This window comes from Streptomyces sp. NBC_01352 (assembly GCF_036237295.1).
GTDB lineage: Bacteria > Actinomycetota > Actinomycetes > Streptomycetales > Streptomycetaceae > Streptomyces > Streptomyces plumbiresistens.
The window spans coordinates 443,439-459,915 of record NZ_CP108354.1 but is presented as its reverse complement, the minus strand read 5'-3'; the positions used below and the strand labels follow the sequence as shown (position 1 = coordinate 459,915).

The 16,477-nt window shown below is 69.3% G+C and carries 13 protein-coding genes and 1 pseudogene; 12 read left to right on the top strand and 2 right to left on the bottom strand.

Going from position 1 to position 16,477, the window contains the following annotated elements; all coding sequences use genetic code 11:
* The first annotated feature begins 74 nt into the window (after positions 1 to 74).
* The 5 genes and pseudogenes from OG252_RS02320 (at position 75) to OG252_RS02300 (ending at position 6,264) form a co-directional block, all read left to right on the top strand.
* Positions 75 to 1,082, top strand: coding sequence for an ATP-binding cassette domain-containing protein (locus tag OG252_RS02320; RefSeq protein WP_329333280.1), 1,008 nt, complete (start codon positions 75 to 77; stop codon positions 1,080 to 1,082).
* Positions 1,079 to 1,872, top strand: a pseudogene (locus tag OG252_RS02315) (ABC transporter permease). The gene OG252_RS02320 and the pseudogene OG252_RS02315 overlap by 4 nt, the downstream one beginning before the upstream one ends.
* An 855-nt stretch (positions 1,873 to 2,727) precedes the next feature.
* A complete protein-coding gene (locus tag OG252_RS02310) occupies positions 2,728 to 4,047 on the top strand; it encodes an aminotransferase class I/II-fold pyridoxal phosphate-dependent enzyme (protein WP_329333278.1) in 1,320 nt (439 codons plus the stop codon).
* Between the two features lie 64 nt (positions 4,048 to 4,111).
* Positions 4,112 to 5,005 carry a dihydrodipicolinate synthase family protein gene (locus tag OG252_RS02305; protein ID WP_266452299.1) on the top strand — a complete coding sequence of 298 codons (894 nt, stop codon included), beginning with the start codon at positions 4,112 to 4,114 and terminating at the stop codon, positions 5,003 to 5,005.
* Between the two features lie 2 nt (positions 5,006 to 5,007).
* Positions 5,008 to 6,264: an MFS transporter gene (locus OG252_RS02300; RefSeq protein WP_266452301.1), complete on the top strand. Its 1,257-nt coding sequence runs from the start codon at positions 5,008 to 5,010 to the stop codon at positions 6,262 to 6,264.
* Between the two features lie 237 nt (positions 6,265 to 6,501).
* Here the strand turns inward: OG252_RS02300 and OG252_RS02295 are convergent, their stop codons facing one another.
* Positions 6,502 to 7,578, bottom strand: coding sequence for a carbon-nitrogen hydrolase family protein (locus tag OG252_RS02295; protein WP_266452303.1), 1,077 nt, complete (start codon positions 7,576 to 7,578; stop codon positions 6,502 to 6,504).
* A gap of 290 nt (positions 7,579 to 7,868) precedes the next feature.
* Here OG252_RS02295 and OG252_RS02290 point away from each other — a divergent pair, with 290 nt between their 5' ends.
* Complete coding sequence (locus OG252_RS02290) at positions 7,869 to 8,759, top strand: helix-turn-helix domain-containing protein (RefSeq protein ID WP_329333274.1); 891 nt, start codon at positions 7,869 to 7,871, stop codon at positions 8,757 to 8,759.
* A 323-nt stretch (positions 8,760 to 9,082) separates the two neighbouring features.
* Here the strand turns inward: OG252_RS02290 and OG252_RS02285 are convergent, their stop codons facing one another.
* On the bottom strand, positions 9,083 to 9,730 hold the full coding sequence (locus OG252_RS02285) for a TetR/AcrR family transcriptional regulator (protein WP_329333273.1): 648 nt from the start codon (positions 9,728 to 9,730) through the stop codon (positions 9,083 to 9,085).
* 180 nt (positions 9,731 to 9,910) lie between these two features.
* On the opposite strand from OG252_RS02285, the gene mhpA reads away from it, so the two are divergent.
* From mhpA to OG252_RS02255, 6 genes are all read left to right on the top strand, one after another.
* Positions 9,911 to 11,467 (top strand): bifunctional 3-(3-hydroxy-phenyl)propionate/3-hydroxycinnamic acid hydroxylase MhpA, encoded by a 1,557-nt coding sequence (gene mhpA, locus OG252_RS02280; RefSeq protein ID WP_329333271.1) that lies wholly within the window; start codon positions 9,911 to 9,913, stop codon positions 11,465 to 11,467.
* The gene (locus OG252_RS02275) at positions 11,464 to 12,552 is read left to right on the top strand and encodes an alpha/beta hydrolase family protein (RefSeq protein ID WP_329333269.1); all 1,089 of its coding nucleotides are present in this window, start codon (positions 11,464 to 11,466) and stop codon (positions 12,550 to 12,552) included. Before mhpA ends, OG252_RS02275 begins: the two co-directional genes overlap by 4 nt.
* Positions 12,553 to 12,561: 9 nt before the next feature.
* Entirely contained in the window at positions 12,562 to 13,431 is an 870-nt protein-coding gene (locus OG252_RS02270) for a dioxygenase family protein (protein ID WP_266452313.1), read from the top strand.
* Positions 13,428 to 14,498, top strand: coding sequence for a maleylacetate reductase (locus OG252_RS02265; RefSeq protein ID WP_266452315.1), 1,071 nt, complete (start codon positions 13,428 to 13,430; stop codon positions 14,496 to 14,498). The genes OG252_RS02270 and OG252_RS02265 overlap by 4 nt, the downstream gene beginning before the upstream one ends.
* A gap of 707 nt (positions 14,499 to 15,205) precedes the next feature.
* A complete protein-coding gene (locus tag OG252_RS02260; RefSeq protein ID WP_266452318.1) occupies positions 15,206 to 15,598 on the top strand; it encodes a YybH family protein in 393 nt (130 codons plus the stop codon).
* Positions 15,599 to 15,716: 118 nt separating this feature from the next.
* Positions 15,717 to 16,238 (top strand): helix-turn-helix transcriptional regulator, encoded by a 522-nt coding sequence (locus OG252_RS02255; protein ID WP_266452320.1) that lies wholly within the window; start codon positions 15,717 to 15,719, stop codon positions 16,236 to 16,238.
* The last annotated feature ends 239 nt before the right edge of the window (positions 16,239 to 16,477 follow it).

The window sequence follows — 16,477 nt, the reverse complement described above, 5'->3', positions numbered from 1 at the left end:
GGCAACCCCCGGTTTCAGGGCGCTGAAAGCACCCTGAAACCGCGCTGAATGCACCCTGCCGCAACCTCTGCGCCATGACGACAACGACATCCCGCTCACTCGCCATCGCGGCCAAGGGGCTGGCCAAGGCCTACTGCGACAAGACCGTCCTCGACGGTATCGATCTAGCTGTGCCGACCGGCACCGTCTTCTCGCTGCTCGGCCCGAACGGCGCCGGCAAGACCACCGCCGTGAAGATCCTCTCCACCCTCATCAGGGCAGACGCCGGCGAGCTGCACGTCGGCGGCCACGACCTGGCCGCCGACCCGCAGGCCGTGCGGGCCGCGATCGGTGTCACGGGACAGTTCTCCGCCGTGGACGGGCTGATCACCGGCGAGGAGAACATGCTCCTCATGGCGGACCTGCACCACCTCTCGCGCGGTGAGGGCCGTCGTGCCGCCGCCGAACTGCTGGAGCGCTTCGACCTGGTGGAGGCGGCGAAGAAGCCCGTTTCCACCTACTCCGGCGGCATGAAGCGCCGCCTGGACATCGCCATGACGCTCGTGGGCAGCCCGCGGATCATCTTCCTCGACGAGCCGACCACCGGCCTCGACCCGCGCTCCCGCCACACCATGTGGGGCATCATCCGCGAGCTCGTCTCCGACGGGGTGACCGTCTTCCTCACCACCCAGTATCTGGAGGAGGCGGACGAACTCGCCGACCGCATCGCGGTGCTGAACGACGGCAGGATCGCCGCCGCAGGGAGCGCCGGCGAGCTGAAGCGGCTCATCCCGGGCGGACATGTCCGCCTCCGCTTCACCGACCCGGCCGCCTACCAGTCCGCCGCTGTCGCGCTCCGCGAGGTGACCCGGGACGACGAGGCGCTGTCGTTGCAGATCCCCAGCGACGGCAGCCAGCGTGAGCTGCGTGCCGTCCTCGACTGGCTGGACTCGGCCGGTGTCGAGGCGGACGAGCTGACGGTGCACACGCCCGACCTCGACGACGTGCTCTTCGCCCTGACCGGCGGCACCAACCAGCCCAAGACCAACCAGCCGAAGACCAACCAGCCGAAGACCAACCAGCCCAAGGAGGGCGTCCGATGAGCGCCCTGTCTCTCGCCGTGCGGGACTCGTCCACGATGCTGCGCCGTAATCTGCTGCACGCGCGCCGCTACCCGTCCATGACGCTGAATCTGCTGCTCACGCCGATCATGCTGCTGTTGCTCTTCGTCTACGTCTTCGGGGGCGTGATGAGCGCGGGCATCGGGGGCGGCGGTGCCGACCGTTCGGACTACATCGCCTATCTCGTCCCGGGCCTGCTGCTGATGACCATCGGCAGCACCGTGATCGGGGCCGCGATCTCCGTCTCCATGGACATGACGGAGGGGCCGATCGCGCGTTTTCGCACGATGGCGGTCTACCGCGGGTCCGTGCTGGTCGGGAACGTCGTGGGCAGCGCGCTGCAGGTGCTCGCCAGTCTGGTCCTCGTCGGTGCCATCGCGGTGGCCATCGGCTTCCGGTCCACGGACGCCACCGCCCTGGAGTGGCTGGCGACGTTCGGACTGATCGCACTGTTCACCCTGGCGCGCTCACCTGGATCACGGTCGGGATGGGGATGGCCGGCCCGAATCCCGAGGCCGCCGGCAACATGGCAACGCCGCTGATCCTCCTCCCGCTCATCTCGTCCGCCTTCGTCCCCATCGACGCGATCCCGGGCTGGTTCCAGCCGGTCGCCGAGTACCAACCCTTCACGCCCGCCATCGAGACCCTGCGCGGCCTGCTGCTCGGCACCGGGATCGACCACAACGGGTGGCTCGCGCTGGCCTGGTGTATCGGCCTGACCGCACTGGGCTACCGCTGGTCGACCGCGCTGTTCAACCGCGACCCGCACTAGCCGCCAGGACAGCGCGGGCCGCCTCCCGCAGCTCGCCCCGCTCCAGGGCGGCGTACTCCCGGCCGCCTGGACCGTTTTCCGCGCAACACCCGCAGTCGTTCCGTCAGCGCGATCATCCGCACGGCACGGGCCTCGCCGGAGGCGAGCCCTGCCATGCCGAGCGCGTGGAGCACCGTCCCGAACAGATGGAGATCCATGGGCGAGCCCCCGGGCCGAACACCTCACCATGCGTTGGCAGGCGGGCGGTACGACAGCGGACGGCTGTTGCGTGAGATTCAACGGCGCGGCTACCAGGGCACCAGCCGCAGCGTCCGACGCTGGCTCGAACCGCTCTGTGCAGGCCCCGGCACCAAGAGAGCATGAGGCACCCACGGCCCAGCAAGTCGTCGACTGGCTCACAGCCCACCCTGGCCCAACTTCGACCTGCTCCGATGACACTGGCCGCCGTCACCCGTGGTCTCGCGACGTCAAGGTCAGTCCCCGTCAGCTTCCGCGCAGGCCGTCGTGAATCACTACCCCGACATCCTCGCCGTGATCGCGTGACACGCTCGGCGGGACACGACCTCTGTTTAACGGCCCCCCTGGCTGTGGTGACCAGCTCAGCTCGGGCCTCCTAAATGTCGAGATGTCCATCGGGTCGTTGGTCGCGCCTGCTTCCTAGCGTGCTGTCGCTGGTCATGACGGTGCGAAGCCATGAAGCGCTCATCAGCGTCGGCTGGCGAGCAGTGGAGCTGATGAGCCGCTGAAAGCACGTCAGTGGCTGCCGCAGGTGGTCATGAGCCCTGCCGTTCGTACCCATGACCCGTAGTTTGGCATAGGACAAAACTGCTAGGGTCGATGCCAGGAGGTGATGACGTGCAGATCAAGGGGACTGCCGCGGCTGAGATCGCAGGCAGTGTCCGGGACCTGGTTGCTTCGGGAGAGCTGGCGCCGCGGTCAGTGCTGCCGCCGGTGCGGGCGCTCGCCGCCGAGCTGGGTGTCAACCGGAACACGGTCGCCCTGGCGTACCGGCGGCTTGTCGAGGCCGGGGTGGCCGAGACCCGAGGTCGAGGCGGCACGGTGATCGCGGCGGTGCCGCAGCTGGCCCGTGAAGGTATCGGCGTCGGAGGCGACGCGGTCGACCTGGCCAGCGGCAACCCCGATCCGGAGCTGCTGCCGGACATCCTGGCTGCGGCCAGGGGTGGGCACTACCGCCCTCCCCTGTACGGGGTGCCCGCAGTCGACGCGGGGTTGGCGGCGTGGGCCTCCGCCGACTTCGCCGAGGACATCGAGCAGCCGTTCCGGACGCTGGTGGCGCACGGAGCGGTCGACGCCACCGAACGCCTCCTCAACGCCCACCTCGCCCGCGGCGACACGGTGGCGATCGAGGATCCCTGCTTCCTGGCCAGCATCGGCACGCTGCGGCTGAACGGCTATCGGTCCGCGCCGGTCCAGGTCGACGCGGCCGGCATGCGTCCCGACGCCCTGCGGGTCGCACTGGAGGACGGCGCCCGTGCGGTCGTCTGCACGCCCCGCGCCCACAACCCGACCGGCGCGAGCCTCACCGAGGAACGGGCGGCCAGCCTCCGCGCGGTCCTTGCCGAACACCCTCAGGTCCTGGTGATCGAGGACGACCACTTCTCAGCGGTCTCCGCACGGCCGTACTGCCGAATCACCCCTCCGACCACCGCGCGGTGGGCTCTGGTGCGGTCCGTGTCCAAGTTCCTCGGCCCGGACCTTCGCCTCGCCCTCGCAGCCGCCGACGCCGAGACTGCCGTGCGCCTGGAGGCCCGGTTGAGCGCCGGCACCACATGGGTGAGTCATCTGCTGCAGCACGTCGTCCGCGAATTGCTGTTCGATCCCGGTGTCCTGGAACTCCATGAACGGGCCCGCGAGGCGTACGCACGCCGCAGCGGCCTGCTTGTCGACCGGCTGCACGCCCATGGGATCAAGGTCCCTTACCGGCCCGACGGACTGAATGTATGGGTCGAACTGGACGTCGACGGCCGGTCGGCGGTCGAAGCCCTGGCACAGCGGGGCTGGGCTGTCCGGCCCGGCTACCTCTTCGGCCGTGACCCGTCCACCCATCAGGGCGCCATCCGGGTTACCAGCTCCACCATCAGCGAGCCGCAGGCCGAGGCGTTCGCCGCCGAACTTGCCGCAGTCGTGGCGGAACTGCGTACGACTGGCAGCTGACCATGACCGTTCTCTCTCCCTCGAAGTCCTGCGAAGCCCTGTGAAGTCCCTTGAAGGAGTCATCATGTTCCGCGGCCTGAGCGCCTTCCCCCTCACACCCACTGATGAACACGGCATCGACGAGACGGCATACGCCACGCTCGTCGCTCGCCTCGCAGCAGTCGGCGTGGACTCGATCGGCGCGCTCGGCTCCACCGGTGGCTATGCCTACCTCACCCGGGAACAGCGTGCCCGCGCTGTGAGGATCGCGGTCGAGGCCGCCGATGGCGTGCCGGTCATGGTCGGTGTCGGAGCGCTGCGCACCGCCCATGTCCTGGCGCTGACCGAGGACGCGCAGAAGGCGGGGGCCTCCGGTGTGTTGCTCGCGCCGATGACGTATCAGCCGCTCACCGAGGAAGAAGTGTTCGGCCTGTACGAGGATGTCACCCGCGAGTTGTCCGTGCCGCTGTGCGTGTACGACAACCCTGGCACCACACATGTGAACTTCACCGACGAACTGCACGGCCGGATCGCCCAGTTGCCGAATGTCGGCTCGATCAAGATTCCCGGTGTGCCCGAAGACCCGGCGCAGGCCGAGGCCAGGGTCGACGCACTGCGGACGTTGATCCCGGAGACGGTCACCATCGGCGTGAGCGGCGACTACACGGCCGCCCGAGGTCTGAATGCCGGGTGCGACGCCTGGTACTCGGTCATCGGCGGTACGTTCCCCCAGACCGCGCTCGCTCTCACTCGCGCCGCTCAGAGCGATGACGCTGAACGGGCGCGGGACCTGTCCGACGAACTCGAGCCGCTGTGGGCACTGTTCCGCAGTCACGGCAGCCTGCGTGTCATGTCCGCTGCCGCTTCTCACCTCGGCCTGACGGGGGAGCCGAACCTGCCGCTTCCCCTGCGTGGGCTGGACGAGGCCGCGCGTCAGGACGTCGTCGCCGTGCTGAGCGCCCTCAAGCTCACCGCCTGAGCATGCGCGCCGTGAACCATCGGGTCACCGAGACCGGCGCCAGCGCGGCGAGCGTGTCGACTTCGACGGGTGGCCGCAGGGGCGGCCTGGTGCGCTACGTCGTCGCCGCGGCCCTGGCCCGCACCGCCGACGGGGGAGCGGTCGTCGCCGTCATCCTGCTCGTCACCTCGTCCGGTGGCTCGGGGACGCTCGCAGGTGCGCTCGGCGCGTGCGTCACCGCACCACACCTGCTCGGCCCGTTCGTCGCCCGCCCGTTGGACCTGGCGCGGGACGGACGCAAGGTCATCGCGTCGGCCTGCCTGTTGTACGCCGCCGTGCTCGCCACCGGTGTCCTGACCTACGCCCGTGTGCCCGCCCTGGTCACCGCGCTACTGCTGGCCGTGGCCGGTACCTGCGGCCCTCTGCTGACCGGTGGCATCAGCAGCCGGCTGCCCGCGATCGTCGGACCGGAGACGCGTACCCAGCGGCGGGCGCAGGGCTGGGATGTGGCCACGTACGGCATCGGTGGCACCGTCGGTCCGTCTCTCGTGGCGGCCCTGTCGGGCTGGGCCTCTCCCTCCGCCGCCGCGCTCGCTCTGGCGGGCGGAGCCGGTGTGGCGGCGGGTGGCGTGCTCCTCCTGCCCTACGCCCCTGCGGCCCACGGCGGGGACAGGGCTGCGATCCTCAAGCCGGGGCCCACGCTGGCGCTGATGGCTCGCACCGGCCAACTGCGGCGCACCGTCTACCTGACCATGATCGTCGCGCTCGGTGTTGCCGCACTCCCGATCACCGCAGTGCACATGACCAAAGTGATGGGTATCGACACATCCACCGCAGCGGTGCTGACCGCCGCCTACGGACTCGGCAACCTGGCCGGCTCCGCGGTGGTGATGGTCGTCCCGCTCACCGGCGATCCGGACCGCCTCATGCGCCGTCTCGCCCTGGGGGTCGTCGTCGGCCTCGGCGTGGTCGCCGCGAGCCACGCCTTCCCCCTGTCCGTTGCGGCGTACGGGCTGACAGGTGTCCTCAATGCCCTGTTCTTCGCCGCCACTTTGGCTGCCCGCACCGAGTACGCGCCCGCGGGGGTACGCGCTCAGGTCTTCATGTGGGTGGCGGCCTTGAAGATCACGTCGGGATCCGCGGGTACCGCCCTCGCCGGTTCTCTCACGGGCTTGGACGTCCGTCTTCCTCTGCTCCTCGGCGCCGTCGGGATTTCGGCAGCTGTCCTGGCGGCGACGCTCGAGAAGCGGGCCGACAAGAGCCTCGCAGGTTCACGCTGACCGAGCATGGCGGGCACCTCCCGGGTGCCCGCCGAGCGAGTAGATCCTTTCGTGACGGGCAGTCACAGGCGCGTGTACTTCGCGCTGCCGAAGAACAGCGCAGTCATGGAAGCGGTTGTCGGGACAGCGTGGTGGTGAGTCATCGCCTGCTGGCGCCGGCATCTACGACCGGCTGCACAAGGCAGCCCTCCGAGTGGCCGGGGCCACCGCCGCGTCCAGGATCCGCGTCCACCCGAATCAGATGGCCTCGGCATGGGTCGGCCCAGCGGGGCTGACTGGGCATGAACCGGTCGGCTGGTTCTGCGGTGCACCTAGTGGGCCGACAGCCGCAGCGCCGCGATCCTGGTCGATCCTGGGTGTCGGCCGGGAGCCGCTCAGGGGCAACGGGGCGTCGGTATTGACGGCGAAGTTGAAGATGTCGGGGCGGGCGTAGTGTCCGGCGCTGTCAGCGAAGTACTTGGCGTAGGCGATAGCGCCCAGATCGAGATCGGCGTACACGATGCCGGTGCCGTCTCGGTGGGGCTCCTCGAGCCACTTGCCATCAGGACCGATGAAGCCGCAGAGACCGCCGCCGAGTGTAGGCACGTCGCCCTCACGCTGCACGTCGAGTTTGTCGATGATTTCCTGGGTGATCGCACCCTGCACCACGATGACGTAACACTGGTTGCGGATCGCATAAGCGCTGGCCAACGTGGTCGTGTAATGATCGAAGGAGCCGGCGTTGGGATCAGCGTGGGTGGCGTTGATCGCCGGCCACGCTGCGACATGGATCTGTTCGCCCAAAGCGGCCAGTGCGTAGGCGCTGAGATCCATGCTGTGCTCGAAGCAGATCAGACCGCCGAGTTTGCCGAAACCGGTGTCGATGACGAAGACATCGCGACTGTCGCCCCGACCCCAGACGGTCCGTTCTGCATTCGTCGGCACCAGCTTGCGGTGGCGCGAGACCAGTCGACCCTGCGGTGAGTAGTAGGCGAGGGTGTTGTACAGGGTGCCACCATCCTTTTCGTCCATACCCATCACCACCCACACCCCGGCACGTTTGGCCGCGTCCGCGATCGCGTCCGACGCTGCACTGGGCAGTTCGACGCTGTTGTGAAAAAGCTGCGCGAACAGTGGGGCGGCGTACTTTGCGGTGTGAGACCAAACCCAGTATGGGTACCCGGGCAGGTAAGTTTCGGGAAAGGCCACCAGCTGGGCGCCGTTCGCGCCGGCTTCGGCGATGAAGCCGCGAGCCTGTTCCACGCCCGCCTCAAGATCCAGGAAGGGCGCGGCGGCGTGAACCGCGGCCGCCTTGACGATGAATTGTTCGCTCATGCGGCGGACGCTAGGAGCACGACCCGGCAGTGTTTTGGATATCCGTGCAGAGGCGCACGAGAGGCAACCGCTACTGGACTTCCCGCCCTGCCCCCTCCTAGGATGCGCCATCCCACGAAGGTTTCGAAGAGGGTGACGACTCACGCCAGGCCGCCGTGTGGCCGCTGTCGCCCCCGTTACCCGGACTTCCCGGGGGCTGAGGTGAGGCTGCCATGGTGAGATTGACGATCTCGGCCGGTCCCTCGAGCGGAGGGACCGGGCCGGCCTGGGACAGATTCGACTCCGGCACCGTGGCAGCACCGCTTCGCAACCAGATATGGGGCCGGATGACGGCCCATTACCTGGTACCTCTGGAGCTGCATGCGCGTGGCGACTCGATCCTGGGTTCGCTCGCCGGACGAACGTCGGGATCGGTGAACTTCGCCAATTTGCGAGCCACCGCGCACTGGGGTGTACGCACCGTAGGATCGGCCGCTGACGGCGTGGGCGCGGGGCGCTACAAACTCGCCATGGGCGTCGAGGGACGCGTCACCGTCGAGCAGTATGGCCGTGAAGCCATCCTTCTCCCCGGACAGCTGGCCATCTACGACACCTCCGACGACTACCGCGTCGGCAGCAGTCAGCGCTTCGGAGTACTGATCACGATGATCCGCGCCGATGTGCTGGATCTGCCCCCGGCACGCGTTGCCGCCCTGTCCGCCACCACGCTGCCCGAGGATTGCGCAGCCGCGCTCAAGCCGCTGATCCTTGACCCGCTGCACGACGACAGCCGACTGGAGCCCGCCCTGGCGGCGATCAGTCAGACGCTGAGGCGAACCGCACCTTCGGTCCGTCGATCGATTCGGGACCACGACCTGGCTGGCGAAGCGCTCGAGGTCATTGAGGAACGGCTAGCCGATGCCCGGCTCAGTCCCGGTTTCCTCGCGGCCAGGCTGGGAGTTTCGCGCCGTCGGCTCTACCAGGCTTGTGCCGCAGAAATCGGACCGGTCGCGGGGTACATCCGGAGCCGGCGACTGGAGACCGCACGGGAGTTGCTTGGATCACCTGAGCTCGCGGGACACACCGTGGCAGAAGTCGCTGCCGATGTGGGCTTCCCGGATGACGCCCACTTCAACAGACTGTTCGCGGGCGAGTACGGCGTCCCCCCAGGTCGCTACCGAACCATCGCACTCGGATCCTGACCGACAGATCCGGGCAGACCAGACCAAACGGTCGGCCATGCTCGTCGCGCATGACGGCCTCGCGGACAGCTTCGTAGCGCCCACGGCTGGGCTCGGCGCATGGCCACGCAGGCGCCCGGCGTCCGCCGAAGCCCTGCCCCAGCTCCTGCTGCTCCTCGATGACTGGTCAGCTGTTGCGCAGCGACCCCGGACTGCCCGCCGCGTATCTGGCAAGGGATGGATGTGAACCGGTAATCACATCGAGGATGAGGCAAGGTTCACATGTGGCCACATCGCTCGCCAGGACTTGTGTGCGCACCTCTTTGCGGCGGCAGGCCCGGGGGTCAGCTGCCTTCCGGGGCGTCGAGGAGGTAGGAGACGACCGCTGTCTGAAGGTGGCTGCGCAGTTCGTTCCAGGGAAGTGGGCGGTCGGACTCCAGGAATTCGCCCTGCGTCACGCGGTGGGCGATCGAGGCGTAGATCAGGCGGTAGGCGAAGTCGAGCGCGGCCTCGGAGTCCGCATGTGCGATGGGGGTGTGGCGCAGTGTCTCGGCGAAGTGGCGGTTGCCCTCGATGCTGACGCGGGAGCCCTCGATCCGTACCGCTTCGTGCCGGGTGCCGAGCAGCAGGAAGACGCGCAGCAGGGCTTCATGCGCCTGGAACGCGTCGGTGACCGCACCGACCGCCTCGGCGACGGTCACGGCCGGATCGCGCAGGATCCGCAGCCGCTCCGGGGACATGTGTTCCATGATCTCGGCCTGGAGGTTGTCGGTGAAGGCGCGCTGGATGGCCACTAGGAGTCCTTCCTTGTCACCGAACCGGCGGTAAATGCTGCCGACCGCCATGCCGGCCCGCTCGGCGACCGCGGCCACGGTCAGCGCGTCCACTCCGCCCTCTTCGAGCAGCGCGTACCCGGCCTGCATGAGGTCCTGCTGCGAACGGCGACTGCCTTCCCGGAGGGCGGCAGGTCTGCGGGTGGGGGACTCGGTCATCTGCGCAGTTTATCGGCCGGGCCCTTGACGTCCATGTTGCCGTTGTGTGAATCTCGCTTCACTCGAAGTGTGAATCCTGATTCACGCAAGCTGTGGCGGACACCGCACGGTCGCGCCCCAGCCTTTCTCTTCCCACCACGACCCCTCGCAACGGCGCGGGGCTGTCTCTGGAGGCGTCTGATGGCTCCGCACTATGACATCGCCGTCGTCGGCTACGGTCCGACCGGACTCGCCGCGGCGTCCCTGCTCGGTCGGCTCGGCCACCGGGTGGTGGTCTGCGAACGCTGGCCGACCCTGTACGGGCTGCCCCGGCTCACCCACGTCGACGACGAGACCGCCCGCACCATCCAGGCGGCCGGCGATGTCGACGAGGCGCTGCGCGACTCGTCGATGTGTCAGTACCTGTGGGTCAACGGCAAGGGCGAGACCCTGGTGAACATCCCGGCGAACCCCAGTGGCCCGATGGGGTATCCGGATCACATCTCCATGTACCAGCCGGACGTGGAGAGCGCGATCGACAAGCGGCTGCGCGGCTACGGCACGGTCGACGTCCGTCAGGGCTGGGCGGTCACCGGCCTCGACCAGGACGACGACGGCGTGACGCTGCGCCTGCGCGGCTGGAACGCCGACGCCTACGCCGCCGACGGGCCGCACGCAGACGTCCGAGCCCGCTATCTGATCGCCGCCGACGGCAGCCGCAGCGAAGTGCGCGAAATGCTCGGCGTGGAGCGCCAGGACTTCGGCTTCAACGAGCAGTGGGTCAACGTCGACGCCGAGTGGCTGCGTCCCCAGCCGCCGGAGTTCGCGTACGGCACCCAGTACTGCGATCCCGCGCGCGGGCACATGACCATCAACATCGGCCACACCCGTCAGCGCTTCGAGTTCGCCCTGCTGCCGGGCGAGACCCGCGAGGAGATGACCGCCCCGGAGGCCGCCTGGCGGCTCCTGCGCGAGTACCACGACCTGGGCCCGGACGATGTGCGGATCACCCGGCAACTGGTCTACGGCTTCGAGGCCCGCATCGCCAACCGCTGGCGCACCGGCCGGGTCTTCCTGGCCGGCGACGCCGCCCACACCATGCCGCCGTACCTCGGCCAGGGCGCCTGCAGCGGCCTGCGCGACGCCACCAACCTTGCGTGGAAACTGCACCTCGTGCTCGGCGGCCAGGCACCGGACGCGCTCCTGAACACCTACGAGAGCGAGCGCCGCCCGCACGTCACGGCCCTCACCCACGCCGCGATCGGCCTCGGCAAGGTCGCCAACATGCATGACACCGAGGCAGCGGCTGCCCGGGACGCGGCCTTCTTCGCCGGGAAGGTGCCCCCGCCGCCCCCGTTCCCACCCCTTACCCACGGAGTGCTGCGCCCGGGCACGGACGCGCCGGCCGGCACCCTCACCCCGCAGGGCCGTATCCGTCTGCCCGACGGCCGCACCGGACGCCTCGACGACCTGACCGGATACGGGTTCACCCTGGTCGCGGCCGAGGATCCGGCCGCCGCCCTCGGCCCGGAGCGGCTCGCGCGGCTGGAGCGTCTGGGCTGCGCCGTGGTCGCCCTCGACACGGTCGACGACCTCGAGGGACGCCACCGTGAGTACCTCCACCTGCTCGGCGCGGTCGCGTATCTGGCGCGCCCCGACTTCGTCCTGTTCGGCACCGCCGTCGACAGCACCGACATCGGCGCGCTCGTGGACGCCCTCGACACCGCGCTGACCGCACCCGTGAAGGTGATGGCATGACCGAGAAGCCGGAAACGTCGACGCTGTCGCCACTGGTCGCCGCCCAGCACCGGGCCATGCCCTTCACCAGGCTCACCGACTGTGGCATGGATCCAAGCGACGCCCGCCGCCTGCTCGCCGACACCGCGGCCGGGACCCCGTGGCCGGACGCCGCCGCGGCCCTTGCGGAGGCGCAGCTCGAACGCGCCCGGCGCGCGGAGGATTCGGGACATCGCACGACCGCCCGGCAGGCATACCGGTTCGCCGCCGGGGCCCTGATGTTCGCGCAGATGGCGCATCAGACCGACACCGCGGAGAAGCGGGAGCTTTACGCCCGGCACACGGCCGCGGTCGCCGCTCTCGCGGCCGGGGTGGAGCGCGTGGAGATCCCGCACCGCGACGGCGTGCTCGGCGGCTGGCTGTGCCTGCCGGCCGGCACGCCCCGGGCCACCGTGATCGCGTGGGGTGGGCTCAGCAGCTGGGGCGCTGCGTATCTGCCGGTAGCTGACGCCTACACGGCGCGCGGCCTGGCCTGTCTGCTCGTCGAAGGGCCCGGCCAAGGCGAGTCACGGCTGAGCCACGGGCTGTACGTCGACGAACGCGTCACCGACGGCTTCGCCCGCTTCGTCGACCTGGTCGAGGCCGATCCCCGCCTCGGCGGCCCGATCGGCGTCCAGGGCATCAGTTTCGGCGGTCTGTTCGCCGCCCATCTGGCCGCCGCGGACTCGCGCGTCGCCGCGGTGGTCGTCAACGGTGCTCCGGCGACACCGACGGTCCCCGAATTCCGTACCGCCCGCGAGCAGCTGTCCGCCGTGGTCGGCACGGACGAGCTGGGCCGGGTGATCGAGGTCATGGACGGCCTGCGCTTCGACCCGGACAAGCACCGCATCACCTGCCCACTGCTCCTGCTGCACGGCAGCCAGGACCCTCTGGTCCGCTACGAGGACCAGGAGCCCTTCCTGCGCGCCGCCGACCCTGCCACCGCCACGGTGCGGATCTGGCCCGACGGCGAGCACACCCTCTACAACCACGCGGCCGAACGCGACGCGCTCACCGGGGACTGGTTCACCGACCATCTCACCGGCCGGAGCACCTCCGCGAGTTAGGAACACCAGGTGGACTTCACCGTCGAGACCGCCACCGACGCGGTGGTGGACAGCTTCCGGGAGACCAAGGAACAGCGGCTGCGGCAGGTCATGGAGAGCCTGACCCGTCACCTCCACGACTTCGTGCGGGACATCGAACCCACGATGGAGGAGTGGGAAGCCGCGATCGGATTCCTCACTGCCGTCGGCCACAAGTGTGACGACACCCGCCAGGAGTTCGTCCTGCTCTCCGACGTCCTGGGCGTCTCCATGCTCGTCGAAACCCTGAACGGTGCCGAGCACGGCACCGAGAGCACCGTCCTGGGCCCCTTCCACATGACGGTCTCGCCGCACCGCGAACTCGGCGACACCATCGACCTGCTGGGCACCGGCCACCCGTGCGTCATCTCCGGCCGAGTGACGAGCGCCGACGGCACACCCCTGCCCGCTGCCGAACTCGACGTCTGGCAGTGCACCGAGGACGGCTTCTACGACGTGCAGCAACCCGACGTACAACCGCCCGGGAACGGGCGCGGTCTGTTCCGCACGGACGACGAGGGCCGCTTCTGGTTCCGCGGCGTCGTCCCCTCGCACTACCCGATCCCGACCGACGGCCCGGTCGGCGGTCTGCTCGGCGCCACCGGCCGGCATCCCTACCGGCCCGCCCACGTGCACTTCATCGCGCGTGCCGACGGCCATCGGCCGGTCACCACCCACGCGTTCGTCGCGGGCAGCCCGTACATCGACTCCGACGCGGTCTTCGCCGTGAAACGCGGTCTCATCACCGACTTCACCGAGTCGCACGACGAGCGGGACGCCGAACGCTTCGGCGTGAGGGCACCCTTCACCCACGCCACGTTCGACATCGTCCTGGCCACAGCACCGGAGGCCACGCCATGACCACCCAGCAGCCGAGTTTCACCTACGAAGCCTTGCCCATGAGAGTGGTCTTCGGCGCCGGAAGCCTTGCACAGATCCCGCAGGAGGTGGAACAACTGGGCCTGCGCCGACTGCTGGTGCTGTCCACCCCGGCGCAGGAGAAGCTCGCCGAGCACGCCGAGACGCTGCTCGGAAGAGCCTGCGCCGGCCGCTTCACCGAAGCGCGGATGCACGTACCCGCCGACATCGCAGCGGCGGCCGTCAAAGCCGCGCGTGAGACCGGCGCGGACGGGTGTCTGGCCATCGGCGGCGGTTCCACGATCGGCTTGGGCAAGGCGATCGCCCTGGAAACGGGGCTGCCCGTGATCAGCGTCCCGACCACCTACGCGGGCTCCGAGATGACCCCCATCTGGGGCCTGACCGAGAACGGCCGCAAACGGACCGGCCGCGACCGCAGGGTCCTGCCCCGCAGCGTGGTCTACGACCCCGAACTCACCCTCGGCCTCCCCGTTGGCATGTCGGTGACCAGCGGCTTCAACGCCGTCGCCCACGCCGTCGAAGCCCTGTACGCTCCCGACGCCTCACCGATCATCTCCCTGATGGCCGAGGAAGGTGTCCGTTCCCTGGCCACCGCCCTGCCCGCCATCGTCGAGGACCCCCTGGACCCTCAGGCGCGGTCGGACGCACTGCGGGGGGCCTGGCTGTGCGGCGCCTGCCTGGGGGCCACCACGATGTCGCTGCACCACAAGCTCTGCCACATCCTCGGCGGCACCTTCGACCTGTCCCACGCCGAAACCCACACCGTCCTGCTCCCGTACGTCGCCGCCTTCAACCTCCCGGCGGCACCGGCGGCCGCACAGGCACTGAGCCGTGCCCTGGCCACCGACGACGTGCCGGGGCACCTGGCCCGGACGAGCGTCGAACTCGGTGCCCCGCGCTCCCTTGCCGCCGTCGGCCTGACCCAGGACGACGTGGACGAGGTCATCGGCCAGGCAGTGGGCCGGCCTTACGCCAACCCGCGCCCGGTCACGTCCGATGCCCTTCGGTTTCTGCTCACGGCAGCGTTGAACGGCGCCCTCGCGCCCTGACAGGTGCCCAGGTAAGGGTGCGGAGGTCATCCGAGGGCGGGGTCCAACAGTTGGGCGATCTCTTCTCGGCGCCAGAATCCGGCCGCCTGTGCAGGCGGGAGAACGTCTGCGCCGATGGGGAAGCGGGCCAGTCGTCGTGCAAGCAGGCGGCAGGTGGGCACGGGTCGCTCCGCAACAGCCGCCCCCAGTCGCCGGCGAGCAGCAGAAGCTGCGGCAAGGCAACGCCGGGCTGGGGGTGCCGTGGAACGCCTGGGCCAGATGCCGCTAACCCCCCCACCACACCGGGGCCGAGATCTGGGTCGACCCAGGACAAGCCCGTCGCCCCTGGGGAGTCGTGCCGAGTTGTCGCCTTCGGCACGGTGCGGCGTCGGTTGGCTGGTGCTGTGACCGCGTAGCTTCGCCGGGTTGGTGGTCGGGGCGGTTGGATGTGCGGTGGCCGAGCCTGTCCGTGGGCGTGTGTCTTCTGCCTGTTCGCGGCGTTCGGAGCGACAGCCGCTGACCAGTTGCGCACCGGCCGCAGACGCCCCGCCCTGGGGTGCGCGGCACGGGAAACACGGCGTGCGTGGATCGGTGGAAGTGCGCGGGGCTACCAGCGTGGCGGCAGGCCCGTGACGACTTGGCAGTCCGTCGTCGCCCATCGGTCGTTCTGCCGATGTGGCGTACGGGGGCGCCGCCCTACTGTCACGGCACGCGCCCGCGCGGCGCCGTTGGCAAGAAGGAAGCATGACCGCATCCACCCCCGTGAACTGCAGAGCCGGTTCCTCGAAGTCTTCCTGGCCAAGGACCTCGATGGGTTGCTGTCGCTGTACGAGGACACCGCGGTGTTCGTCTCGCAAGGCGGTGAGAACGCGGTCGGAACCTCTGGGGTTCGGGAGGCCCTCGCCGGGCTCCTCGGGGTCGCGCAGACGTTTTCGCTCACCCCGACCTTCGCCGTCGAGGCGGATGGTGTGGCACTCATGCACTCCGACTGGTCCTTGGAGGGCCGCGATCCCGCGGGCAATCCCCTTTCGCTGAGCGGCACCACCGTCGAGGTGGCCCGCCGCCAGAAGGACGGCTCCTGGTTGTACGCCGTCGACAGCCCGTTCGGCGCTGCCGAATGACGCCACACCACTGCGCCCGGAACAGCAGGAGAGCGTGAGCCGAGGGCACCACCCAGTGCCTGTTCACCACGGACGGCCGCTACGTCGGGGTCCTCAGCATCGGAGCGACCCGGCCGCCGTGGTCGATGGCCTGCGGCAAAGTGACACAGGCGACCAGCCGTCCGAACCGGACGACGGCGTCTGGGCCATGACCGTTCCCGATTCCCCAGGTGCGCCGTTCGTATCCGTCAACGGCGGTCTGCTACAGCGTCCCGGGGCCGACGGGGTCTTGCTGAGCGATCTCATCCGCACCACGGCACGGTCTCGGCCGTTGCCGACGACGATCCTCGTGATCCACGCGCAGCAACTGCTCGAAGTGCGTCTGACACGGTCCGGCACCGTGACCCAAGCCCTCTGTCGGCCATGCGCTCGTCCCGGCGGACTGGCTCTCCGCGAACTCCAGGTCATGGCCGAACTGACCCGCGGCCGCACGAACCGCGAGATCGCCGGCAACCTGTCGATCGGGGTGCGCACGGTAGCCACGCACATCGAGCACATCTTCGCAAAACTGGACCTTCCCAATCGCGCCGCAGCAGCCGCCCGAGCGGCCGCTTGGGGGCTCGAACCGAACCAGGGTCACAACAACAAAGGCATGCTTTGAACAAGCTCGGATGAGGGAGGAGCGAGGCGCGCGGGCGCATACCTGCGCCAGTGGGCGCCCAGGGGAAGGCACCTCTCAAGGTTGAGGACTTCCCCGCCGGGGACCGGCGCTCGAATCAGTCCATCGCCCGCCGACACGAAGGCATGAGGCACCGAGGTGTGCGGCCGATGCCGGCCCGTTGGGCGACGGCGGCGTGGGTGGGCGATCTGTGAGACGTATTGACTCACAACCATTTCTGG